The organism is Paucihalobacter sp., assembly GCF_036825875.1.
Taxonomy (GTDB): domain Bacteria; phylum Bacteroidota; class Bacteroidia; order Flavobacteriales; family Flavobacteriaceae; genus Paucihalobacter.
In genome coordinates this window covers 41926-61477 of record NZ_DAISXK010000008.1, presented here as the reverse complement: position 1 = coordinate 61477, position 19552 = coordinate 41926, and the positions used below count along the sequence as shown (strand labels likewise).

Sequence of the window (19552 nt, the reverse complement as noted above, 5' to 3'; positions counted from 1 at the left end):
GGTGAAACGATTATTTAATGGCAATCACACTTATTTCTACATTTACAAATTTAGGCAAATTAGCCACTTCTACAGTTTCTCTAGCAGGAGCAGTTTCATCCTTAAAAAAAGAAGCGTAAACAGCATTAATTTTTGAAAAGTTGTTCATGTCACTGATAAATATAGACGCTTTCACCACATTTTCAAATGTCATTTCCGCTGCTTTTAAAACCGCCCTTAAATTTTCCATTACCATCGCGGTTTCATTTTCAATAGTATCAATAACTAATTGATTTGTTTTTGGATCAATAGCAATTTGTCCAGAGGTATAAAGCGTATTATCATATAAAACGGCTTGATTATACGGACCAATAGGTTCTGGAGCGTGTTGAGTTTTAATTATTGTCTTCATAATATATAGTATTAGAAACGCAAATCGGGTTGACGACGTTGATCATATTTAAGGTCTTTAAGCATACTTGATTTAATTCCTATAAAAAAGTTCCAAGAAGTTCTGGTACCAATCGGAATCCATGAAAAATTCATACGCCAACTTAATAAATCGCGTTCAAATCGAATTTGTGTAAAGGTAAAATCATTGTTTAAAAAATCATAGCCTGAAGACAAGCCAACGGTCCATCGTGGTGACAAATCAACATCACCAGAAAACATTAAAGAGTGCGATGCAATTTGACTTTGTCGTTGGTTGTTATTGTAATTTACAGCGTAAGCAAAACGCAATGACCATGGTATGTTGTAATTATAAAATTCGTCAGGTTCTTTTTCTTCTTTATTGTCATCATCGGTTAAACGCCGGTCTGCAAAGTCTTCGGGCTGTCCGAAGAGATCATCAGCGCGTCCACCGCTACGCAAGTTATCTTCCATAGCGCGCGCATTATCAGGGCGTTCGACACCCGAGAAATCCTTACTTGATAAAGAGTAACTCATGTTGACATTTGCAGAAGTCATTCGGAACAAACTACCACCATTATTAACATTAAACACATTAACTCTTTGGTTATTGTTATCTAAGGCATAGGGATCTAAAACCATTCCGAAGTTGATATTCATTTTCTTATTTAGAATTTGCAAACCACCAGTAACTCGAACTGGCGCAAGATTGAGTGAGTCTGCCGCCATGTCATAAGAAGTGTTTAAATTTAAATTATTCAATAATATGATTTTTTTAGGCTCAGTTTTGGTTGAATCCTTGTCTTTAACTTTAGCTTCAAAATTGTTTCCAAGTGAAAAACCTATCGAACTTGAAAATCTGTTATCAGGTGCGCCAAATAAAGAGCCTTCAAAGCGGCTAAACTCTGTAGTCGTTAAGCCATCAGCACTAATTACAATTTCTTCGTAATATTGATCGAAGGCAGGATTAATACTGTACGACAATTCTGGTCTCATAACATGCCGTATGGCTTGTATTTTTGCGTCTTTATTTTTCTTAGTAAAGTCGAATAAACCATATATGGTGGTTCCAACACTAGTGGTAAAATTATAGGTTCTAAAACTATCAAAACCATTTACATCTCTTGTTACCACTTCTTGGTTGGTGGTATCGTAAAATCGATCTATGGTATTAAGTGTCCAAGTTTCCTCAAAATTTGTGCTAGCACTCATACTAAAATGCTTAAAAACCTTAAAGTTAGTAGTAAGTGGAATAGAATGCCTCATACCGATTCGTGCATTATCAAACATTTCAGGTTTAAAAAACAAAGAATCAGTTGTTTGAATTCTGTTTTCACCTCTTACATTATATTGAAAGTTTATATTTTGAATAATACCTTTTTTTGGACCTTCTTTTGGCTCAAAAGGATAAATTCGGGTGACACTTGCCTGAAGCGTTGGTAAGGTTAAATCGATTCTTTCTGTATTAGTGTTTTGAGAATGGGTAGCTGTTAAACTTAAATTCACCTGTGGTTCACCTTGAAAGGTTTTGGAATAGGACACTGACGATGCAAGCGTATTATTCTGAAAGTTTGAATTGTTTAACTGGTTGATAGACTGTCGGTAAAACTGGCTGCTACCTAAATTTACAGATGCGGAAAATCTAGAACTAGGATTAGACTTTTGGTCTTGATTATGCGACCAACGAATGTTATAAATAGTATTTTGCGCAAAATCTGGAAAACCACGTTCACTATTCAACAAGTTCTCGTACCTAAAGCTCATGTTACCTCTAAACTTATAGCGCAAGGCATAATTACTTTCTAAACGCATGCCATAACTACCGTTGGTATAATAATCACCCAAAACAGCTAAATCTACAAAATCGCTAATCGCAAAATAATAACCACCATTTTGTAAAAAATAACCCCTATCATTTCCAGAATCTTGACCAAAGGAAGGGAAAATAACCCCGGAGGTTTGGGTTTTTGTCATAGGAAAAAATGCAAATGGTAACCCTATTGGTGTAGGTACATCATAAATATACATATTGGTTAGTCCAGTAATTACTTTTTTATTAGGAACCAGTTTGGCCTTACGCATTAAAAAATAGTATTCGGGATCATCTAAATTTTCAGAGGTTGTAAACTTTCCGTTTTTTACAAAGAAAACCGAATCGTTTTCTTTTTTGGTAATTTCTGAAATAATAGTGCCGCCACTTTGTTCTGTTTTAGAATTAAAGACAACTGCTTTTTGTGTTTTGGTATTAAAAATTATTGAATCGGGTTCTATAATATTATTGCCTTGTTTAAAAACTGGCGCTTGAGAATAACCAGTTGAATCCTTAATTCTACCAGCATAAACAGTGTTAACTGTATAATCTATAACAATAATTCCTGCAGTAATTTCTAAATCTTGATAGAATACTTCTGCTTCATTATACAAATATATTTTCTGTTCTTTTTGGTTTATTGATACCCGATCGGTAGCCTTATATTTAACAATATCTTCAAGTAAGCCTTTCTTTTTTTGGATACTATCGGTTTTTACTGAATCGGTTTCTTTTAAATTTACCGGGAGTTTTACGAGAGAATCTACCACCACGTTAACCGTGTCTGTTGTGGTAACTGGTGTGATAACTTTGGATTTCTTAGGTATCTCCTGCCCAAAGCCAAAAGTGTTGATAAGCACTGTAAAACTTAGAAAAAAAAGTATTTTATAGCTATTAATCTGCAACGCTAATAATGTATTTTTGTGTAAGCTTGGCTTGGTTTTTGAACAGTCAAAATTACATATATTTTTTTGTGTGAAGTGCAATAATACAATTATTATTAAATATTAATAAACCGTGAGTTTTACCGTTATAACAGCAATGAAAACGTCGAATAAACCTTTTGTAGTACTTTGGGTATTTGCTTTTACCTTTTTTTTAACAACATCAATAGATGCTCAAAATAGTCAAGCGCCATTTATAGTAGTATTAGATGCCGGACATGGTGGTCATGATCCCGGAAATTTAGGAAGTCCTGGTTCTGGATACAAGGAAAAAGATATAGCATTGAATGTGACACTTTTGCTGGGAAAAGCCCTTGAAAAGAATCCAAATATCAAAGTTATTTACACGCGAACTACCGATGTATTTTTAAAATTACATGAGCGCGCCAATATTGCCAATAAAGCCGATGCCGATTTATTCGTATCCATTCATTGTAATTCTCACCATTCTTCAGCACACGGCACCGAAACATTCGTACTTGGAATTGCTAATAATGAGCGGAATTTTGATGTCGCTAAAAAAGAAAATCAAGTAATTTTTCTTGAGGAAGATTACGAAAGTCATTATGATGGTTTTAACCCTAACAATCCTGAATCTACTATTGGATTGGCATTGATGCAAGAAGAATACATGGACCAAAGTGTACTCTTGGCTAGATTAATAGAAGACAATTTTTCACAAAAATTAAAACGCAATAGCCGTGGTATTAAACAAGCAAGTTTATGGGTTATGCATAATACTTATATGCCAAGTGTTTTGGTAGAACTAGGCTTTCTAACGGCAAAAAGTGAAGGCGCTTACCTAAATAGTAAAAAAGGTCAAAGTGAAATGGCCAAGGCTTTAGAAACAGCGTTATTAGAGTATAAGAAAACCCTAGACATTAACGTTGGCACCAATATTTCAAATAGCATACAAAAGGCTAAAGAAGTAACGAAAGAGAGAATTGCTGCCAATAGCGGTATAGAATTTAAAGTTCAAATAGCGGCGAGCTCAAAAAATTTAGACATCAAACCTTATAATTTTAAAGGGCTCGATAAAATTAGTAAAGATAAAATAGGAAACTTATACAAGTATTATTACGGCACAGCAATCGAGCATTCAGATGCTGAAAAGTTATTAAAGATAGCACATTCAAAAGGTTATAAATCAGCATTTATTGTAGCATTTAAAGACGGTAATCAGATGAGTTTGGACGAAGCTTTAAAATCAACTTTAAATTAAAGATTCTTTATTATTTTATTCCTAAATTTGTCTCAAATCATTAAAAAATAATCAACATTGAAAATCTCACGAGAAATTAAAGCCGCCATTCTGGTAATTTCAGGTATTTTTCTTTTCATATATTTATTCAGCTTTTTAAAAGGTGAAGATTTATTTTCATCTTCAAACACTTACTACACCGAATTTGATTACAATGCGTTAAGCACTGCCTCATCAGTAACCATAAAAGGAAATAGTGTAGGTAAGGTTACCGAAATAAAGTATATGTTTGAAACCGGTAAAACACGGGTTGCCTTTACTGTCGATCCGAAATTACAATTTTCTAAAAACAGTATTATTAGACTTTATGAAACTGGTTTAATGGGTGGCAATGCATTAGCCGTTATTACGGCAAACGATTATGATTATGCCAAGGATGGCGACATTCTTGAATCGGAAATACAACCAGGCTTAATAACGTCATTAAAACAAAATTTTACGGGCCTGAGTTCCGATTTGGATAGCTCAATTAGGTCGGCAGATACGTTATTTGTAAATTTAAATGAATTAATATCTGATAATTCTGAAAGAGGAATTAAACAAACCATCGCTGAATTAAACACTACCTTAAAGTCTTTTAGAGCTTTATCAGAATCAATTCAATCAGTAGTTCGACAAAATGACGATAAAATCACATTGTTGGTTGATAATTTTGGGACCACTAGTGAAAATTTAAAACTACTGTCTGAAGATTTACAAAACGTCCAAATTTCTAAGACAATCAATAATCTAGACAGTACATTAGTTGCCATGAATGCCATCATTTCCTCCCTGGAACGCGGTGAAGGATCGGTAGGTAAATTGCTAAAAGACGATAACTTGTACGATAATTTACAAGGTGCATCTTTGCAATTGGAACAGCTTCTTGAAGATATGAAACTCAACCCCAAACGTTATGTGCATTTTTCTTTATTCGGAAAGAGAGCTAAACAATATGATGCGCAAGGAAATGAGGTTCAAGAATCCGATAATTAATATATAATGCAGTATTTACCCAATATTTTATTTGCAATTGCGCTCCTTTTAGGGCTTGGCTATTTTGGAAACAACGTTAAAAAACTTATCCGAAATATCAAATTAGGTCGCGATGTGGATGTTAGTGACCATAAAAAACAGCGTTTCAATAACATGGCTCGTATTGCTTTAGGTCAAAGTAAAATGGTTGTACGACCTGTAGCCGGAATAATGCATATCATTGTTTATGTTGGTTTTGTAATTATAAATCTTGAGGTTTTAGAAATTATAATAGATGGACTTTTCGGAACGCATCGTATTTTTTTAGGTGTTTTGGGCGAAACGCTTTACGGGGTGTTTATAGCCTCGTTTGAGGTACTTGCCGTATTAGTCTTATTAGCGGTGATTGTATTTTGGCTTAGAAGAAACATTATAAAACTAAAACGTTTTATGAGTGCCGAAATGAAGGGTTGGCCTGAAAACGACGGCAATATCATTTTATATTTTGAAGTTGTATTAATGTGTTTATTTCTTACAATGAATGCAACAGATATTCCTTTTCAGGAAATGAATTCAGGTAACCTTGTAAGTCAATTTATAGCACATTGGTTTAGCGGTTTTTCTGAAGGTACCATTCATATAATCGAACGCTCTGCTTGGTGGCTGCACATCATAGGTATTTTAATCTTTTTAAATTATCTATACTTTTCAAAACACTTGCACATTTTGTTAGCGTTTCCTAATACTTATTTTGGAAACTTAAAACCAAAAGGAGAGCTCGACAATTTAGAGTCAGTAACTGCCGAAGTAAAGTTAATGATGGATCCTAATGCCGATCCATTTGCCGCACCAGCAAATCCAGACGCCGTACCTGCAAAATTTGGCGCAAGTGATGTTTCCGACTTGAACTGGGTACAATTACTCAATGCATACACCTGCACTGAATGTGGCCGATGCACCAGTGAATGTCCGGCTAACCAAACTGGTAAAAAATTATCGCCTAGAAAAATAATGATGGATACGCGTGATAGGCTAGAGGAAGTAGGTAAGAATATCGATGCCAATGGTGGTACATTTAAAGACGATGGTAAACAATTACTCAACGATTATATTACACCTGAAGAATTATGGGCTTGCACCAGTTGCAATGCCTGCGTCGAAGCTTGTCCGGTAAGTATTAATCCGTTATCTATAATTATAGACATGCGCAGATATTTAGTGATGGAACAAAGTGCGGCACCAATGGAATTAAACAATATGATGACCAATGTTGAGAACAACGGTGCTCCATGGCCATACAACCAAATGGACAGGCTGAATTGGGCAAACGAAAATTAGAAAATTAAAAAACCAACCTAAAATCATTACAAGAGCAAGCGATTATGAAAAGAGAAGAAGCAGACAAATTATTACACGAAAAAGTTGAAAAAGGCGAAAAGGTAAGTCCGGTTTTACCTAAAGGCATCAAAAATTATCTAATTGATATCGATGGTACAATTGGAGAAGACATTCCAAATGAGGAACCAGAACGCATGCTTACCGCCGAAGTTTATCCAGATGCTTTAGCAACCTGCAACAAGTGGTACGACGAAGGTCACATGATTTGTTTCTTCACCTCAAGAACAGAAGCACATCGAGAGTACACTGAAATTTGGTTGAACAAACACGGTTTTAAATATCATAGTTTGTTAATGGGTAAACCGAGAGGTGGCAATTACCATTGGATTGATAATCACCTAGTGAAAGCAACGAGATATAAAGGAAAATTCACAGATTTAGTAGATAAAAATGTGACCATTCAAGTGTTTGATGATGGTCAGCACGATTAAATAAAATTACGCATGAGCGAACAATTAAAAGTGCCAACTATGGCGCAACTTATGGCCGAAGGTAAGCAACCTGAAGTCCTTTTTTGGGTTGGTTGCGCAGGAAGTTTTGATGATAGAGCTAAAAAAATTACCAAAGCATTTGTGAAGTTACTCAATCGCGCCAATGTAAATTTCGCGGTACTCGGTACTGAGGAAAGTTGCACTGGAGATCCAGCCAAACGTTCTGGCAACGAGTTTTTATTCCAAATGCAAGCCGTCACCAATATTGAAGTGTTAAACGCTTACAAAATTAAAACTGTTGTAACTACCTGTCCGCATTGTTTTAATACCTTAAAAAACGAATATCCTTCGCTTGGTGGTGAATACAAGGTGATGCACCACACGCAATTTTTAAAGAATTTGTTAGACGAAGGCAGACTAACCATAGAAGGTGGCCAATTTAAAGGCAAGCGCATTACTTTTCACGATCCGTGTTATTTGGGTCGAGCCAACAATGTTTATGAAGCACCACGCGATTTAATAAGAAAGTTAGATGCCGAATTGGTTGAAATGAAATCCTGCAAAAGTCGCGGTTTGTGCTGTGGCGCTGGCGGAGCTCAAATGTTTAAAGATGCCGAACCTGGTAATAAAGAAGTCAATATAGAACGAACCGAACAAGCTTTAGAAATTCAACCTGATATTATTGCCGCTGGTTGCCCATTTTGCAACACCATGATGACCGATGGTGTAAAAAACAAGGAAAAAGAAGGCCAAATTAAAGTGATGGATGTTGCGGAGTTAATTGCGAATGCGCAGGATTTATGAAAACCCAAGAACAAAAAGATATTATTAAAAAATCCCTGTTGTCTGAAATTATCACTGGATTAGTCGCAACCATAGTTCTAATGTTTTTTGATTATTTAATTTATGAAGATTTTAAATTTTTAAATATTAAATATCTTATTTTTTTATTTGTAATGGGATTTGTATTCTTCTTTCTCTCAAAAAGGAAATTGACAGCTAAAAAGAATTGAAAATCTCATATTTTCAATTCATAACATGACAATTGCTTTGCAAGTAAACTTTTGTTGAGTAAAAAATTTTTAACAACACCTATGTTTAACAATCCACAAATAGATGCCCTTTCGATACCAAATATTGATAACCTCAATTTAGAAAAGGTTGAACGTTCGTATTTGTATATCTTATTATTTAATAGATTACTTGGGTTTTTGTTTCCTTTAATTGCAGTAATCACTATCGGTTTTATAACCAATTTCGAAGGTTGGATGTTTTATTTCTGGACAGCCATCGCGACTTTGATAGCACTTCTTGTTATTAGTTGTATATATACGTTTTTGAGTTTTCCTAAACGGCGTTACGCATTGCGTGAACACGATATCATATACACCGAGGGTTTATTGCTGAATTCTTTTACAACCGTACCTTTTGTTAGAATTCAACACACCGAGATTTCCTGTAGCTTTTTAGAACGAAAACTACAACTATCTACCCTTAAAATTTACACCGCTGGTGCCACAGGTAGCGATTTGTTTATAAGTGGCTTATCTAAAGAAACTGCACAAAAAATTAATGCGTTTTTAACTACAAAGATCAATGACCAACTTTGATTTTTCAACGCCAATAAGACAATCTGTTAAAGGAATTGTTATAATTTTTGGGTTTCAATTATTTAAATTTTTAAGGCAAAGTTTTGCGCTCTTTATTGTAATCGGCGTTGGAATTGTAAGGAAAGGTAGTATTTTGGGGTTGAGTGCAGTTCAGCTTATTTTATACTTATTGGCCTTACTGCTGTTCTTTCTAGTATTTTCAATTTTAAAGTATTGGTATTTTAAATTTTATGTGTCTTCAGAAGGCTTTCATCTGGACAAAGGAATTCTTAATAAAGAAAGCATTTTAATACCAAATTCTAAAATTCAGAACATTCACATAAAACAAAATTTACTGCAACAATTTATTAACGTGGTTTCATTTTCAATAGAAACGGCTGGCGATGACCAATCCGAAATCGAGATAAAAGCACTCAGCAGACCTATGGCTTTGGCATTAAAAAAAGCATTGTTATCTGAGATTTCCGAAACCTTTGAAAGCATTCCAGAATCTCGTGTTTACTACAAAGTATCAGCAAAAAAATTACTTTTGGAAGGCATCGGGCAAAACCACCTAAAAAGTCTGGCTATTATTTTAGCCTTTATATCAGGTATTTATTTTCAGTTTAAAGACCTTTTTAACGATTTGGAAATAGAAAATGAATTTATTGACAATATAGAGACGCAATCCGCAGCTGTTTTTTCCATCATTCTATTTAATATTTTAATTCTGATAGTTTTTCTGTTGTTAGCTTTTTTCTTTTCGCTGCTAAAAACACTTGTTGTCAACTTCAATTTACAAGTGATTGAACACGACAAAACAATAGAAATATCCAAAGGTTTACTCAACAAAATTTCGCTCAACCTTTCACCAAGCAGAATTCAAAAAGTTATCATCACCAACAACCGACTAAAGCGGTATTTTGGATTGAATACATTGGAGGTAAAGCAAGCTATGATTGATAAAAAAAAGGCACAGAACCTTTCTATTATTGCCTTAGATAAAACCCAGCTCTGGTATTTGGTCAATAAAATTTACACGAGCTATTCCACGATTGCCGATCAATTTAAACCAACATTTTACTTCGTGCGAGTTAAAGCAATCAGAAGTGTTATCATTTTGTTGATTTTAAACTTACTAGTGTATTTCGCTGAATTCCTTAATTTATGGTTCGTGAACATTTTAGGAGCTTTAATCGTATTAGCCTTTTTAAAAATTTCATACAGAAAGGCTTTTTATAGTATTGACGACCAATATTTAGTAGTGGGTAGCGGATTTATTGAAACCAAAACTGAGATCGTTCAACACCATAAAATCCAGTCGGTTGAAATGAGGCAGTCCATATTTATGAAACGGCGTAAAGTGGCTAGTGTGCTTGTTTATACTGCATCAGGAAAGATTTCAATTTCCTATATTGAACAAGAGCGCGCCAAAGCAATATTAAATTATTTGATTTACAGAGTTGAAACGAGTGGTAAAAATTGGATGTAGTTTCTGCAGGTATGTATATTGGATTTAGGCCGGCATGTTACCATTCGATATTGACGGTGGCAGGGTCAAAATTATTTGTTTAATGAGTTCACAATTTTTGTCAGGATATTTTTTATAGCACGACTTTTGATTAATTTAATAATAGTATAAAACCATCCTATATGTTAGTAGAATTTAGTTCCCTTCCAGAAACATCACGAGTTTGGATTTACCAAGCCAACCGATCATTTAATGAACAAGAGATTGAAGAAATATCGCTCAAACTGAATGATTTCATCACCCAATGGACTGCGCATGGCAGTGACTTGCATTCGGGCTATACTATTAAATATAAAAGATTTATAGTTATTGGTTTAAACCAAAACTTCAATAAAGCAACTGGTTGTTCAATCGATGCATCCATTAAATTTATACAACAATTAGAACAAGACTATCAAGTAGATTTATTAGATAAAATGAATGTGTCGTATAAACAAGGTGAATTTGTGGCTTACAAATCGTTAATCGATTTTAGGCAAATGGCAAAAGATAAAGCTGTTGGTCCAAACACCATTGTGTTTAATAATTTAGTAAACAATATTGCAGAGTTTAACGACAGTTGGGAAGTGCCAGCCAAGGAGAGTTGGCATAACCGTTTTATCAAGTAGTTTGTTGATGAAGTTCTTTATAAATCTATCATAAATGTCATATTAATAACTCTCATTTATACTAATTTGCAAGTATTATTAGTTAATTCATCAAAAGCCATTTATACAGTGATAAATCATAAACCCCTTATTTTATTTATAACTTTTTTCTTTTCAATTATCGCCTTTAGTCAAAACAATCCATTGTTTGCAAAAGATATTGAAGCGCAAAGGACTTGGGTAGATAGCACATATAAATCTATGACCTTAGAAGAAAAAATTGGCCAACTATTCATGGTTCAAGTCTTTTCTGATAAGAATGAATCGCATAAATCTGAAATTTTAAAGCAAATAAAAGAACAGCATATTGGTGGCGTTATTTTTTCAAAAGGCGGACCAATGCGTCAGGCAAAACTCAATAATGAATTGCAAGCGGCTTCAAAAATTCCCTTATTAGTTGGTATGGATGCCGAATGGGGTTTGAGCATGCGTTTAGATTCAACTTACGCCTTTCCATGGAATATGACCTTAGGAGCCATTAAAGACGATGCCTTAATAGAACAAACTGGAAAACATATTGGAGAACACTGTAAACGTTTAGGTGTACATTTCAATTTTGCTCCGGTGGTTGATATCAATACCAATCCAAATAATCCTATTATAGGAAACCGATCTTTTGGTGAAGATCGCGATAGAATCACCAAGCAGTCTTTAGCCTTTATGAAAGGTATGCAAGGCGCTGGAGTTATGGCCAATGCCAAACATTTTCCTGGTCATGGCGATACTGATACCGATTCACATAAAACCTTACCAACTATAAATTTTAGTGCACAACGTATCGATTCTGTTGAGCTGTATCCCTATAGAAAACTTATAAAAGAAGGCTTGTCGAGTGTTATGGTAGCACATTTAAATGTGCCGGCTTTGGAAGCGCGTTCGGGTTATCCATCATCTATATCGAAACATATTGTCACCAACATTCTTAAAGATACCTTAGGATTTGAGGGGTTGATTTTTACCGATGCCCTTAATATGAAAGGCGCTTCTAATTTTAGCGCTCCGGGAGATATTGATTTGGCAGCGTTTTTGGCAGGAAATGACGTTTTATTGATTTCAGAAAACGTGAAATTAGCAGTCACTAAAATAGCCGAGGCTTTAAATAATAAATTATTTACCGAAGAACGACTAGCGCATTCAGTTAAAAAGATTTTGAGTTCTAAATATAAACTAGGTTTAAATGACTACAAACCAGTAGATACCAAAAATTTGATTGGTGATTTAAACCGAATAGAAGACGACTTACTTTATGAAAAGTTGATGGAGAACGCCATCACTGTTGTAAAAAACACCAATCAGAATCTACCCATTCGTCAATTGGAAACAAAAAAAATCGCCTATATAAAATTTGGTAATGATGATGGAACCCCATTTTTGGAAACCTTAAAAAAATACACAAAAATTCACGAAATAAAAGCAGATAAGTTAGATGAACTTCTTCTTCAGCTTAAAAACTACAATATAGTTATTATAAGTCTACATAAAACTAGCGATAATCCTTGGCGCAGTTATAAATTTACAGACCGAGAATTGGTTTGGTTGTATGAAATTTCGCGTACTAATAACGTTATTCTTAATGTGTTTTCTAATCCTTACAGCTTATTGGACCTAAAAACTACTGAAAATATTGAAAGTATTGTGGTAAGTTATCAAAATAGTAAAATAGCACAAGAAAAATCAGCACAACTTATTTTTGGTGCTATCCCGGCAAAAGGCACCTTGCCAGTGAGCAGCGGAATCCAGTTTCCTATGGGTATTGGTTTTCAATATAATGCCTTAAGTAGTTTAAGTTACGGTTTGGCAGAAAGTGTTGGGATGGATTCTAAAAAATTACATAAAATTGATTCATTAGCAAGAGTAGCAATTGCGAAAGGCACAACGCCTGGAATTCAAATAGTAGTTGCCCGTAAAGGCAAAGTGTTTTACAATAAAAGTTTTGGCTTTCATACCTATAATAATAAAATCCCTGTAAAAGATTCGGATTTATTTGATATCGCTTCATTAACCAAAATAATGGCAACGGTACCGCTCATCATGGAATTACATGAAGAGGGAATTATAACTCTAGACACAAAAATTTCAGAATTACTTCCTGAATACAAAGGCACCAATAAGGCCAATATAACATTGAAAACAATGTTATCGCATTTTGCGCAATTAAAACCTTGGATTCCTTTTTACACGGCTACTCTCGATGCCAATAAGAAACCTTCACAGAAGTATTACAGAAATCAAAAGGATGATGTTTTTAATGTTGAAATAAGTCAAGATCTATTTATGCGTGGTGATTATCAAGATACCATATATGATATTGTTAGAAATACCGATTTATTAGGCAGGGTTCAATACCGATATAGCGACTTACCATATTTTATTCTGAAAAAATATTTAGAAAAACATTACGAAAAATCTATGGCAGTTGTTATTCAGGATCGTTTTTATCGACCTTTAGGTGCTAATTTTACCACTTATAACCCAACCGAAAAATTTAGCAAAAGCATGATTTTACCAACCGAAGAAGACGACTATTATCGATACCAAACTGTTCATGGTTATGTTCACGATATGGGTGCTGCAATGCAGAATGGCGTTGGCGGTCATGCTGGTGTATTTAGCAATGCCAATGATATGGCAAAAATTATGCAGATGTATTTACAAAAGGGCTTTTACGGTGGGAGAAGGTACTTTACACCTGAAACGATGGACGAATTTAACAAATGTCATTTTTGCATTAATAATAACCGACGCGGTATTGGATTCGACAAGCCACAACTTGGCGATGCTGGTCCAACCTGTGGATGTTTGTCAATGACAAGTTTTGGTCATTCTGGATTTACAGGTACTTACGCTTGGGCGGATCCAGATGAGGAAATAGTTTATATTTTTATGGCCAATAGAACCTATCCTAAAGCAACAACCAATTTACTGTTAAAAGAAAACATAAGAACCAATATTCAACAGTATATTTACGATGCGATAATTAAATAATTAAAAAAATTAAAATGCGGGTAGGTATTGTATGTTATCCAACCTTTGGCGGTAGTGGTGTTGTGGCAACTGAGTTAGGTTTGGAACTTTCAAAAAAAGGTCACGAAATTCATTTTATTACCTATAATTTACCAGTACGTCTAGACTTATTAAACAAGAATGTGCATTTTCACGAAGTTCACGTTCCTGAATATCCCTTATTTCATTACCAGCCTTATGAATTGGCTTTATCGAGTAAGATAGTGGATATGGTGAAATTACATGGAATTGAATTATTACACGTGCATTATGCCATACCGCATGCCTATGCAGCCTATATGGCCAAACAAATGCTTAAAGAAGAAGGTATTCAATTACCCATTGTTACCACATTACATGGCACCGATATAACCTTGGTTGGAAGTCATCCATTTTACAAACCCGCTGTGACATTCAGCATTAATAAATCCGATGCTGTCACCTCAGTTTCAGATGATTTAAAAGCCCATACGCTGAGAATTTTCGATATAAAAAACGACATTGATGTGATTCCGAATTTTATCGATTTAGAAAAACACAAACACGTTTATACAGATTGTCAGCGCGGTTTAATGGCAGAAGATCATGAACGCATCATAACGCACATCAGTAATTTTAGAGAAGTAAAACAAATACCTGACGTTATTAAAATATTTAATAATATTCAAAAAGTATTGCCTGCGAAATTAATGATGGTAGGCGAAGGTCCAGAGAAAGAAAAGGCTGAAAATCTTTGTGATAAGTTAGGTATCAGCGACCGAGTTATTTTTCTAGGTAATAGTAACGAGATTGATAAAATTCTTTGTTTCAGTGATCTGTTCCTATTACCATCAAGAAGCGAGAGTTTTGGTTTGGCTGCTTTAGAAGCAATGGCTTCTGGTGTTCCAGTTATTTCAACTAATACAGGTGGTTTACCTGAGGTTAATAAGCATAAGTTTTCAGGTTTTTTAAGCAATGTAAATGATGTAGAAGATATGAGTAACAACGCTTTGAAAATTTTAAGTGATCTTAAAAATTTAGAAAAATTCAAGCAAAATGCCATAATTCAAGCTCAGCAATTTGACATACATCAAATAGTTCCAATGTATGAACGTGTTTATGGAAAAGCGCTTGGCAAAGTAAAATCTTTAAAATAAAAAAAGCCTGCAAATTCATGCAGGCTTTTACTCATAAGAATGTACAGCCTAAAATTGATATCTTACCCCTAAGGCAATATCAAAGTTTACGTCGTCATTAAAATTTCCAAAACCAAGTTCAGGTCTAAAATCTAATGAAATCATTAATGGTATATCGAAATTGTATTCAATACCTATATTACCAGCGGCAACTGCAAAAGTTTCACTATTATTATCGTTGCGATCATTGTCATATGATCCTAAACCGCCACCAACACCAGCATACCAATTGAAATTTCCTTCAATCGCCCAAACCCATTGGTATAGGCCAATAAGCTTAAAACCGTCGAAATCATTTCCACTTCTCCAGCCAAGATCAAGTTCCAATCTGTTATTTCCACCTAAGGCACGTTGATAAGATACCTCAGTACCAAAGCCGTTACCGCCACCAAGTCTCAAACCTAGAGCATTATCAGCAATTTCCTGTGAATTTGCAGAAAAAGAAAACCCAATTACAATTAGGCTCAATAAAATTAGTTTTTTCATAATGTAAATTTAAAAATTAAGTTAGCATAGTTAATTTAACGCACTGTAATGCGTTTCTATTATATATAAGTCAATTATAGTGCCAGTAAATTAATATCTTTAAAGCGTACAAAATTAAAATATCATTTTGCATGAGAATAAACCTTAACCAGTTAAAATTACAGCTAGAAGGTGAACTATTTTTTGATGAATTATTTAAAGCAATTTATGCTACAGATGCCTCTGTTTACAGACAGTTACCGCTAGCAATTGCCTATCCCAAGAATAAAAAGGACATTCAGATTCTAATCAATTTTGCAAATAATAACAATACGTCATTAATCCCCAGAACAGCTGGAACATCTTTGTCAGGTCAGTGCGTTGGTGAGGGTATTATTGTAGATGTTTCTAAATATTTTAATAAGATAGTTCATTTTGATTTAATAGAAAAAACAGTAACTGTAGAACCTGGTGTGGTTAGAGATGTACTAAATATTTTTTTAAAACCGCACGGCCTATTTTTTGGCCCCAACACATCAACCTCTAATCGCTGCATGATTGGGGGTATGGTTGGAAATAATTCTTCAGGAACAACTTCTATAAAGTATGGCGTTACCAGAGATAAAGTAATAAAACTTGAAACCATTTTAAGTGATGGTTCTGAAGTGATTTTCGAAGCATTGACCTCAGACGCATTTCAAAATAAACGACATCTACCAACCTTGGAAGGTGAAATTTACCGTACTATTTATCAACAACTGCATTCCAAAGAAGTACAAAATCAAATCAAAGATAATTTTCCCAAAGCTCAAATTCACCGGCGCAATACGGGCTATGCTATAGACCAACTTATCGATTGCCAGGAGTTTGATCAAAGTTCTTTCAAACCTTTTAATATGTGTGAATTGCTCAGTGGTAGCGAAGGTACTTTGGCTTTTACAACGCAAATAACTCTAAAACTAGATGACTTACCACCAATTGAGCAAGCAATTATCGCTTTGCATTTTAAGAGTATAGAAGACTGTATGAATGCGGTAACCACGGTTATGCAGCACGACTTATACAGTTGTGAAATGATGGATGACACCATTTTAAATCTTACCATTCACAACAAAGCCCAACAAGAAAACAGATTCTTTATTGAAGGTAACCCGAAAGCTATTTTACTTTGTGAGCTAAGATCATCTTCTAAAGAAGATTTAAACATTCAAATTAACAATTTTTTAAATAGCGTTAAGAATCTCAATATTTGCTATGCTTTTCCTGTATTAATGGGTGAAGCCATTGATAGCGCTTTTGAATTGCGCAAAGCAGGTTTAGGTTTACTCGGCAACATAATTGGTGATAATAAAACTGTTGCTTGTATTGAAGATACAGCGGTGGCAGTTGAGGATTTAGCTGGTTACATTCGTGAATTTACAGCACTAATGGCGACGTATAATCAAAATGCCGTTTATTATGCCCATGCTGGTGCCGGAGAGTTGCATTTACGTCCTATTCTAAATTTGAAAGAGAAAAAAGATGTTCAATTATTCCGAAAAATCACAACTGATGTTGCCAAATTAGTTAAAAAATATCAAGGTTCGATGAGTGGTGAACATGGCGATGGAATTGTAAGATCAGAATTTATCCCATTAATGATTGGTGAGTCCAATTACAAAATTCTTAAAGCCGTTAAAACTGCATTCGACCCGAATAACATTTTTAATCCAGGTAAAATTGTAGATCCAATTCCAATGGATATTAACTTAAGGTATTCATCCGAAATAAAGCACCCCGAAATTAAGACGCTTCTTAGCTTTGATAATTCGCAAGGTATTCTTCGCGAAGCAGAGAAGTGCAATGGTAGTGGTGATTGCAGGAAACTCCCTGAATTTGGCGGTACTATGTGTCCTAGTTACCGTGCGCCCCGTAATGAAAAGGACAGCACTCGGGCACGTGCCAATGCCTTGAGAGAAATTCTAACCCATTCCACCGAAACAAATAGATTTAACAACGAGGCACTTAAAGAAGTTTTCGATTTATGCTTAAGTTGTAAAGCTTGCGCCAGTGAATGCCCAAGTAGTGTGGATGTGGCAGCATTAAAAGCCGAGTTCCAATATCAATATCAAAAAGAAAATGGTGTACCCTTTAGAGCTAAATTGTTTGCTTATAACAATGCCATCAATAAATATTTAAGTAAAGCGCCAAGTGTCTCAAACTTCATTTTATCAAATAGAACTAGTTCAAGTATTATAAAAAAATTCAGCGGAATTGCCTCTGAAAGGAGCTTGCCGTTAGTTTCAAGTAAAAGTTTAAATAAAATATATCAAAATATTGAAATACAGAATAATATAAAATTTATTAAAACTGTATTTCTATTTAATGATGAGTTTACAAATTATCTAGATGGCGACATTGGCAGCGATGTTATTGAGCTACTATTAAGACTAAATTATCAAGTAAAAATAGTTTCAAATGCCGAATCTGGTCGTGCAATGCTATCTAAAGGTTTACTTGAACAAGCAAAAAAATTGGCTAATAAAAACGTTTCAATCTTTAAAGATATAATAACGGAAACCAAACCATTAATAGGAATTGAACCTTCGTCGATTTTAAGTTTTAGAGACGATTATCTCAGATTAGTGGACGATAAAGTATCTGCTCAAAAAATCGCAAAAAACGCCTTTTTAGTTGAGGAGTTTATTCAAAAGGAAATAGAATTGGGTAACATTAAGTCGGAGCAATTTCATCAAGAGTCCAAAACAATAAAAATTCATACCCATTGTTACCAAAAGGCTATTGCCAACCAACTGTCAACTTTTCAAATACTTAATTTACCCGCGAATTACAAGGTTACTATTATACCAAGTGGTTGTTGTGGTATGGCCGGCAGCTTTGGTTATGAAAAAGAACACTATAAAATTAGTATGCAAATTGGCGAGCAAACGTTATTTCCTGCAGTTAGAAAAGCTTCAGAAGACACTATAATTGCCGCTAATGGCACGAGTTGCAGACATCAAATTTTAGATGGCACCGGCAAAGTAGCTGTGCATCCCGCTACTATTTTAAGAGAGGCGTTAGTCTGATTTTTTAGGGTTGGAAGGATTAAAAATAGTAATGGCCGCTATTAAATCTTTAACTTCCATTTCTTTAAATTCTTCGTCGGCATAGAATGGCAGCAATTTATCGCTGTTGTAGTTGTAAATTTTCCAACGTTTAAACTGATATTCTAAGGCTGTAAAGTTTTCTATCCAATCACCAGAGTTCATATAAATTGTTGAACCATTTTTGTTTTCTTTAACCAACATTTTAGGCTGATGAATGTGCCCGCAAATTACATAGTCGTAACCTTTATCAATAGCTAAATCGGCTGCTACATTTTCAAAATCACTGATGTATTTAATAGCCGATTTTACGCTGTTTTTAATTTTTTTAGACAAAGAATAGCGTTCGCGACCTAATTTTTCTAGGCACCAATTAACCAGGCTATTCATAAGGATTAATAAATCGTAACCGTAACCACCAAGTTTTGCAAGCCATTTGGCGTTTTGGATAGAGAGATCAAAAACATCACCATGGAAAATCCATGCTTTCTTTTTATTATCTAATTCAAGTACAACCTTATCAACTATTGAAATATTACCAATGGTAGTGTCGCTAAATTTTCGTAACATTTCATCGTGATTCCCAGTAATATAAATTACTTCAGTACCATCGGCAGCCATATCGATGATTTTTTTTATCACACGTAAATGTGATTTTGGGAAGTAGCGTTTGCTGAATTGCCAAATGTCTACAATATCACCGTTCAGTACCAATTTTTTAGGCTCAATGCTATTGAGGTAGGTAAGTAGATGTTTCGCCTGACAACCATAAGTACCAAGATGTACATCGGAAATTACAGCAATTTCAACTTTTCGTTTTAGATTAAAGGACAATGTAAAAAATTTATTACAAATAACAGATGCTTAG

General features: G+C 34.5%; 15 protein-coding genes. 11 read left to right on the top strand and 4 right to left on the bottom strand.

All coding sequences use genetic code 11. The features are described 5' to 3' along the window. Positions 1-10: 10 nt before the first annotated feature. Entirely contained in the window at positions 11-391 is a 381-nt protein-coding gene (locus tag V7Z48_RS04010; RefSeq protein WP_334112106.1) for a Rid family detoxifying hydrolase, read from the bottom strand. An 11-nt stretch (positions 392-402) separates the two neighbouring features. Beyond that, the gene (locus tag V7Z48_RS04005; protein ID WP_334112105.1) at positions 403-3060 is read right to left on the bottom strand and encodes a putative LPS assembly protein LptD; all 2658 of its coding nucleotides are present in this window, start codon (positions 3058-3060) and stop codon (positions 403-405) included. A 181-nt stretch (positions 3061-3241) separates the two neighbouring features. Between V7Z48_RS04005 and V7Z48_RS04000 the strand changes: the two genes are divergently transcribed. From V7Z48_RS04000 to bshA, 10 genes are all read left to right on the top strand, one after another. Continuing rightward, complete coding sequence (locus tag V7Z48_RS04000; protein ID WP_334112104.1) at positions 3242-4366, top strand: N-acetylmuramoyl-L-alanine amidase family protein; 1125 nt, start codon at positions 3242-3244, stop codon at positions 4364-4366. A 57-nt stretch (positions 4367-4423) separates the two neighbouring features. Beyond that, positions 4424-5380: an MlaD family protein gene (locus V7Z48_RS03995; RefSeq protein WP_334112103.1), complete on the top strand. Its 957-nt coding sequence runs from the start codon at positions 4424-4426 to the stop codon at positions 5378-5380. 6 nt (positions 5381-5386) lie between these two features. Continuing rightward, positions 5387-6697, top strand: a complete 1311-nt coding sequence (locus V7Z48_RS03990) for a (Fe-S)-binding protein (RefSeq protein WP_334112102.1) — start codon at positions 5387-5389, stop codon at positions 6695-6697. Between the two features lie 44 nt (positions 6698-6741). Beyond that, positions 6742-7188, top strand: coding sequence for an LNS2 domain-containing protein (locus V7Z48_RS03985; protein ID WP_334112101.1), 447 nt, complete (start codon positions 6742-6744; stop codon positions 7186-7188). A gap of 12 nt (positions 7189-7200) precedes the next feature. Further along, a complete protein-coding gene (locus V7Z48_RS03980; RefSeq protein ID WP_334112100.1) occupies positions 7201-7992 on the top strand; it encodes a (Fe-S)-binding protein in 792 nt (263 codons plus the stop codon). A gap of 290 nt (positions 7993-8282) precedes the next feature. After that, entirely contained in the window at positions 8283-8798 is a 516-nt protein-coding gene (locus tag V7Z48_RS03975) for a PH domain-containing protein (protein ID WP_334112099.1), read from the top strand. Further along, positions 8785-10269: a PH domain-containing protein gene (locus tag V7Z48_RS03970; protein WP_334112098.1), complete on the top strand. Its 1485-nt coding sequence runs from the start codon at positions 8785-8787 to the stop codon at positions 10267-10269. Before V7Z48_RS03975 ends, V7Z48_RS03970 begins: the two co-directional genes overlap by 14 nt. A 161-nt stretch (positions 10270-10430) precedes the next feature. Further along, positions 10431-10916 carry an ABC transporter ATPase gene (locus V7Z48_RS03965; RefSeq protein ID WP_334112097.1) on the top strand — a complete coding sequence of 162 codons (486 nt, stop codon included), beginning with the start codon at positions 10431-10433 and terminating at the stop codon, positions 10914-10916. 108 nt (positions 10917-11024) lie between these two features. Further along, positions 11025-13940, top strand: coding sequence for a glycoside hydrolase family 3 N-terminal domain-containing protein (locus V7Z48_RS03960; protein WP_442954707.1), 2916 nt, complete (start codon positions 11025-11027; stop codon positions 13938-13940). Between the two features lie 14 nt (positions 13941-13954). After that, positions 13955-15094, top strand: a complete 1140-nt coding sequence (bshA, locus tag V7Z48_RS03955; RefSeq protein ID WP_334112096.1) for an N-acetyl-alpha-D-glucosaminyl L-malate synthase BshA — start codon at positions 13955-13957, stop codon at positions 15092-15094. A gap of 48 nt (positions 15095-15142) precedes the next feature. Here bshA and V7Z48_RS03950 read toward each other — a convergent pair whose 3' ends face one another. Then, positions 15143-15619 carry a hypothetical protein gene (locus tag V7Z48_RS03950; protein ID WP_334112095.1) on the bottom strand — a complete coding sequence of 159 codons (477 nt, stop codon included), beginning with the start codon at positions 15617-15619 and terminating at the stop codon, positions 15143-15145. Between the two features lie 131 nt (positions 15620-15750). On the opposite strand from V7Z48_RS03950, the gene V7Z48_RS03945 reads away from it, so the two are divergent. Continuing rightward, positions 15751-18666 carry an FAD-binding and (Fe-S)-binding domain-containing protein gene (locus tag V7Z48_RS03945; protein ID WP_334112094.1) on the top strand — a complete coding sequence of 972 codons (2916 nt, stop codon included), beginning with the start codon at positions 15751-15753 and terminating at the stop codon, positions 18664-18666. On the opposite strand, the gene V7Z48_RS03940 is transcribed toward V7Z48_RS03945, so the two are convergent. Continuing rightward, positions 18658-19518, bottom strand: coding sequence for a UDP-2,3-diacylglucosamine diphosphatase (locus V7Z48_RS03940; RefSeq protein ID WP_334112093.1), 861 nt, complete (start codon positions 19516-19518; stop codon positions 18658-18660). The two genes, V7Z48_RS03945 and V7Z48_RS03940, sit on opposite strands and share 9 nt — an antisense overlap. Positions 19519-19552: the final 34 nt, after the last annotated feature.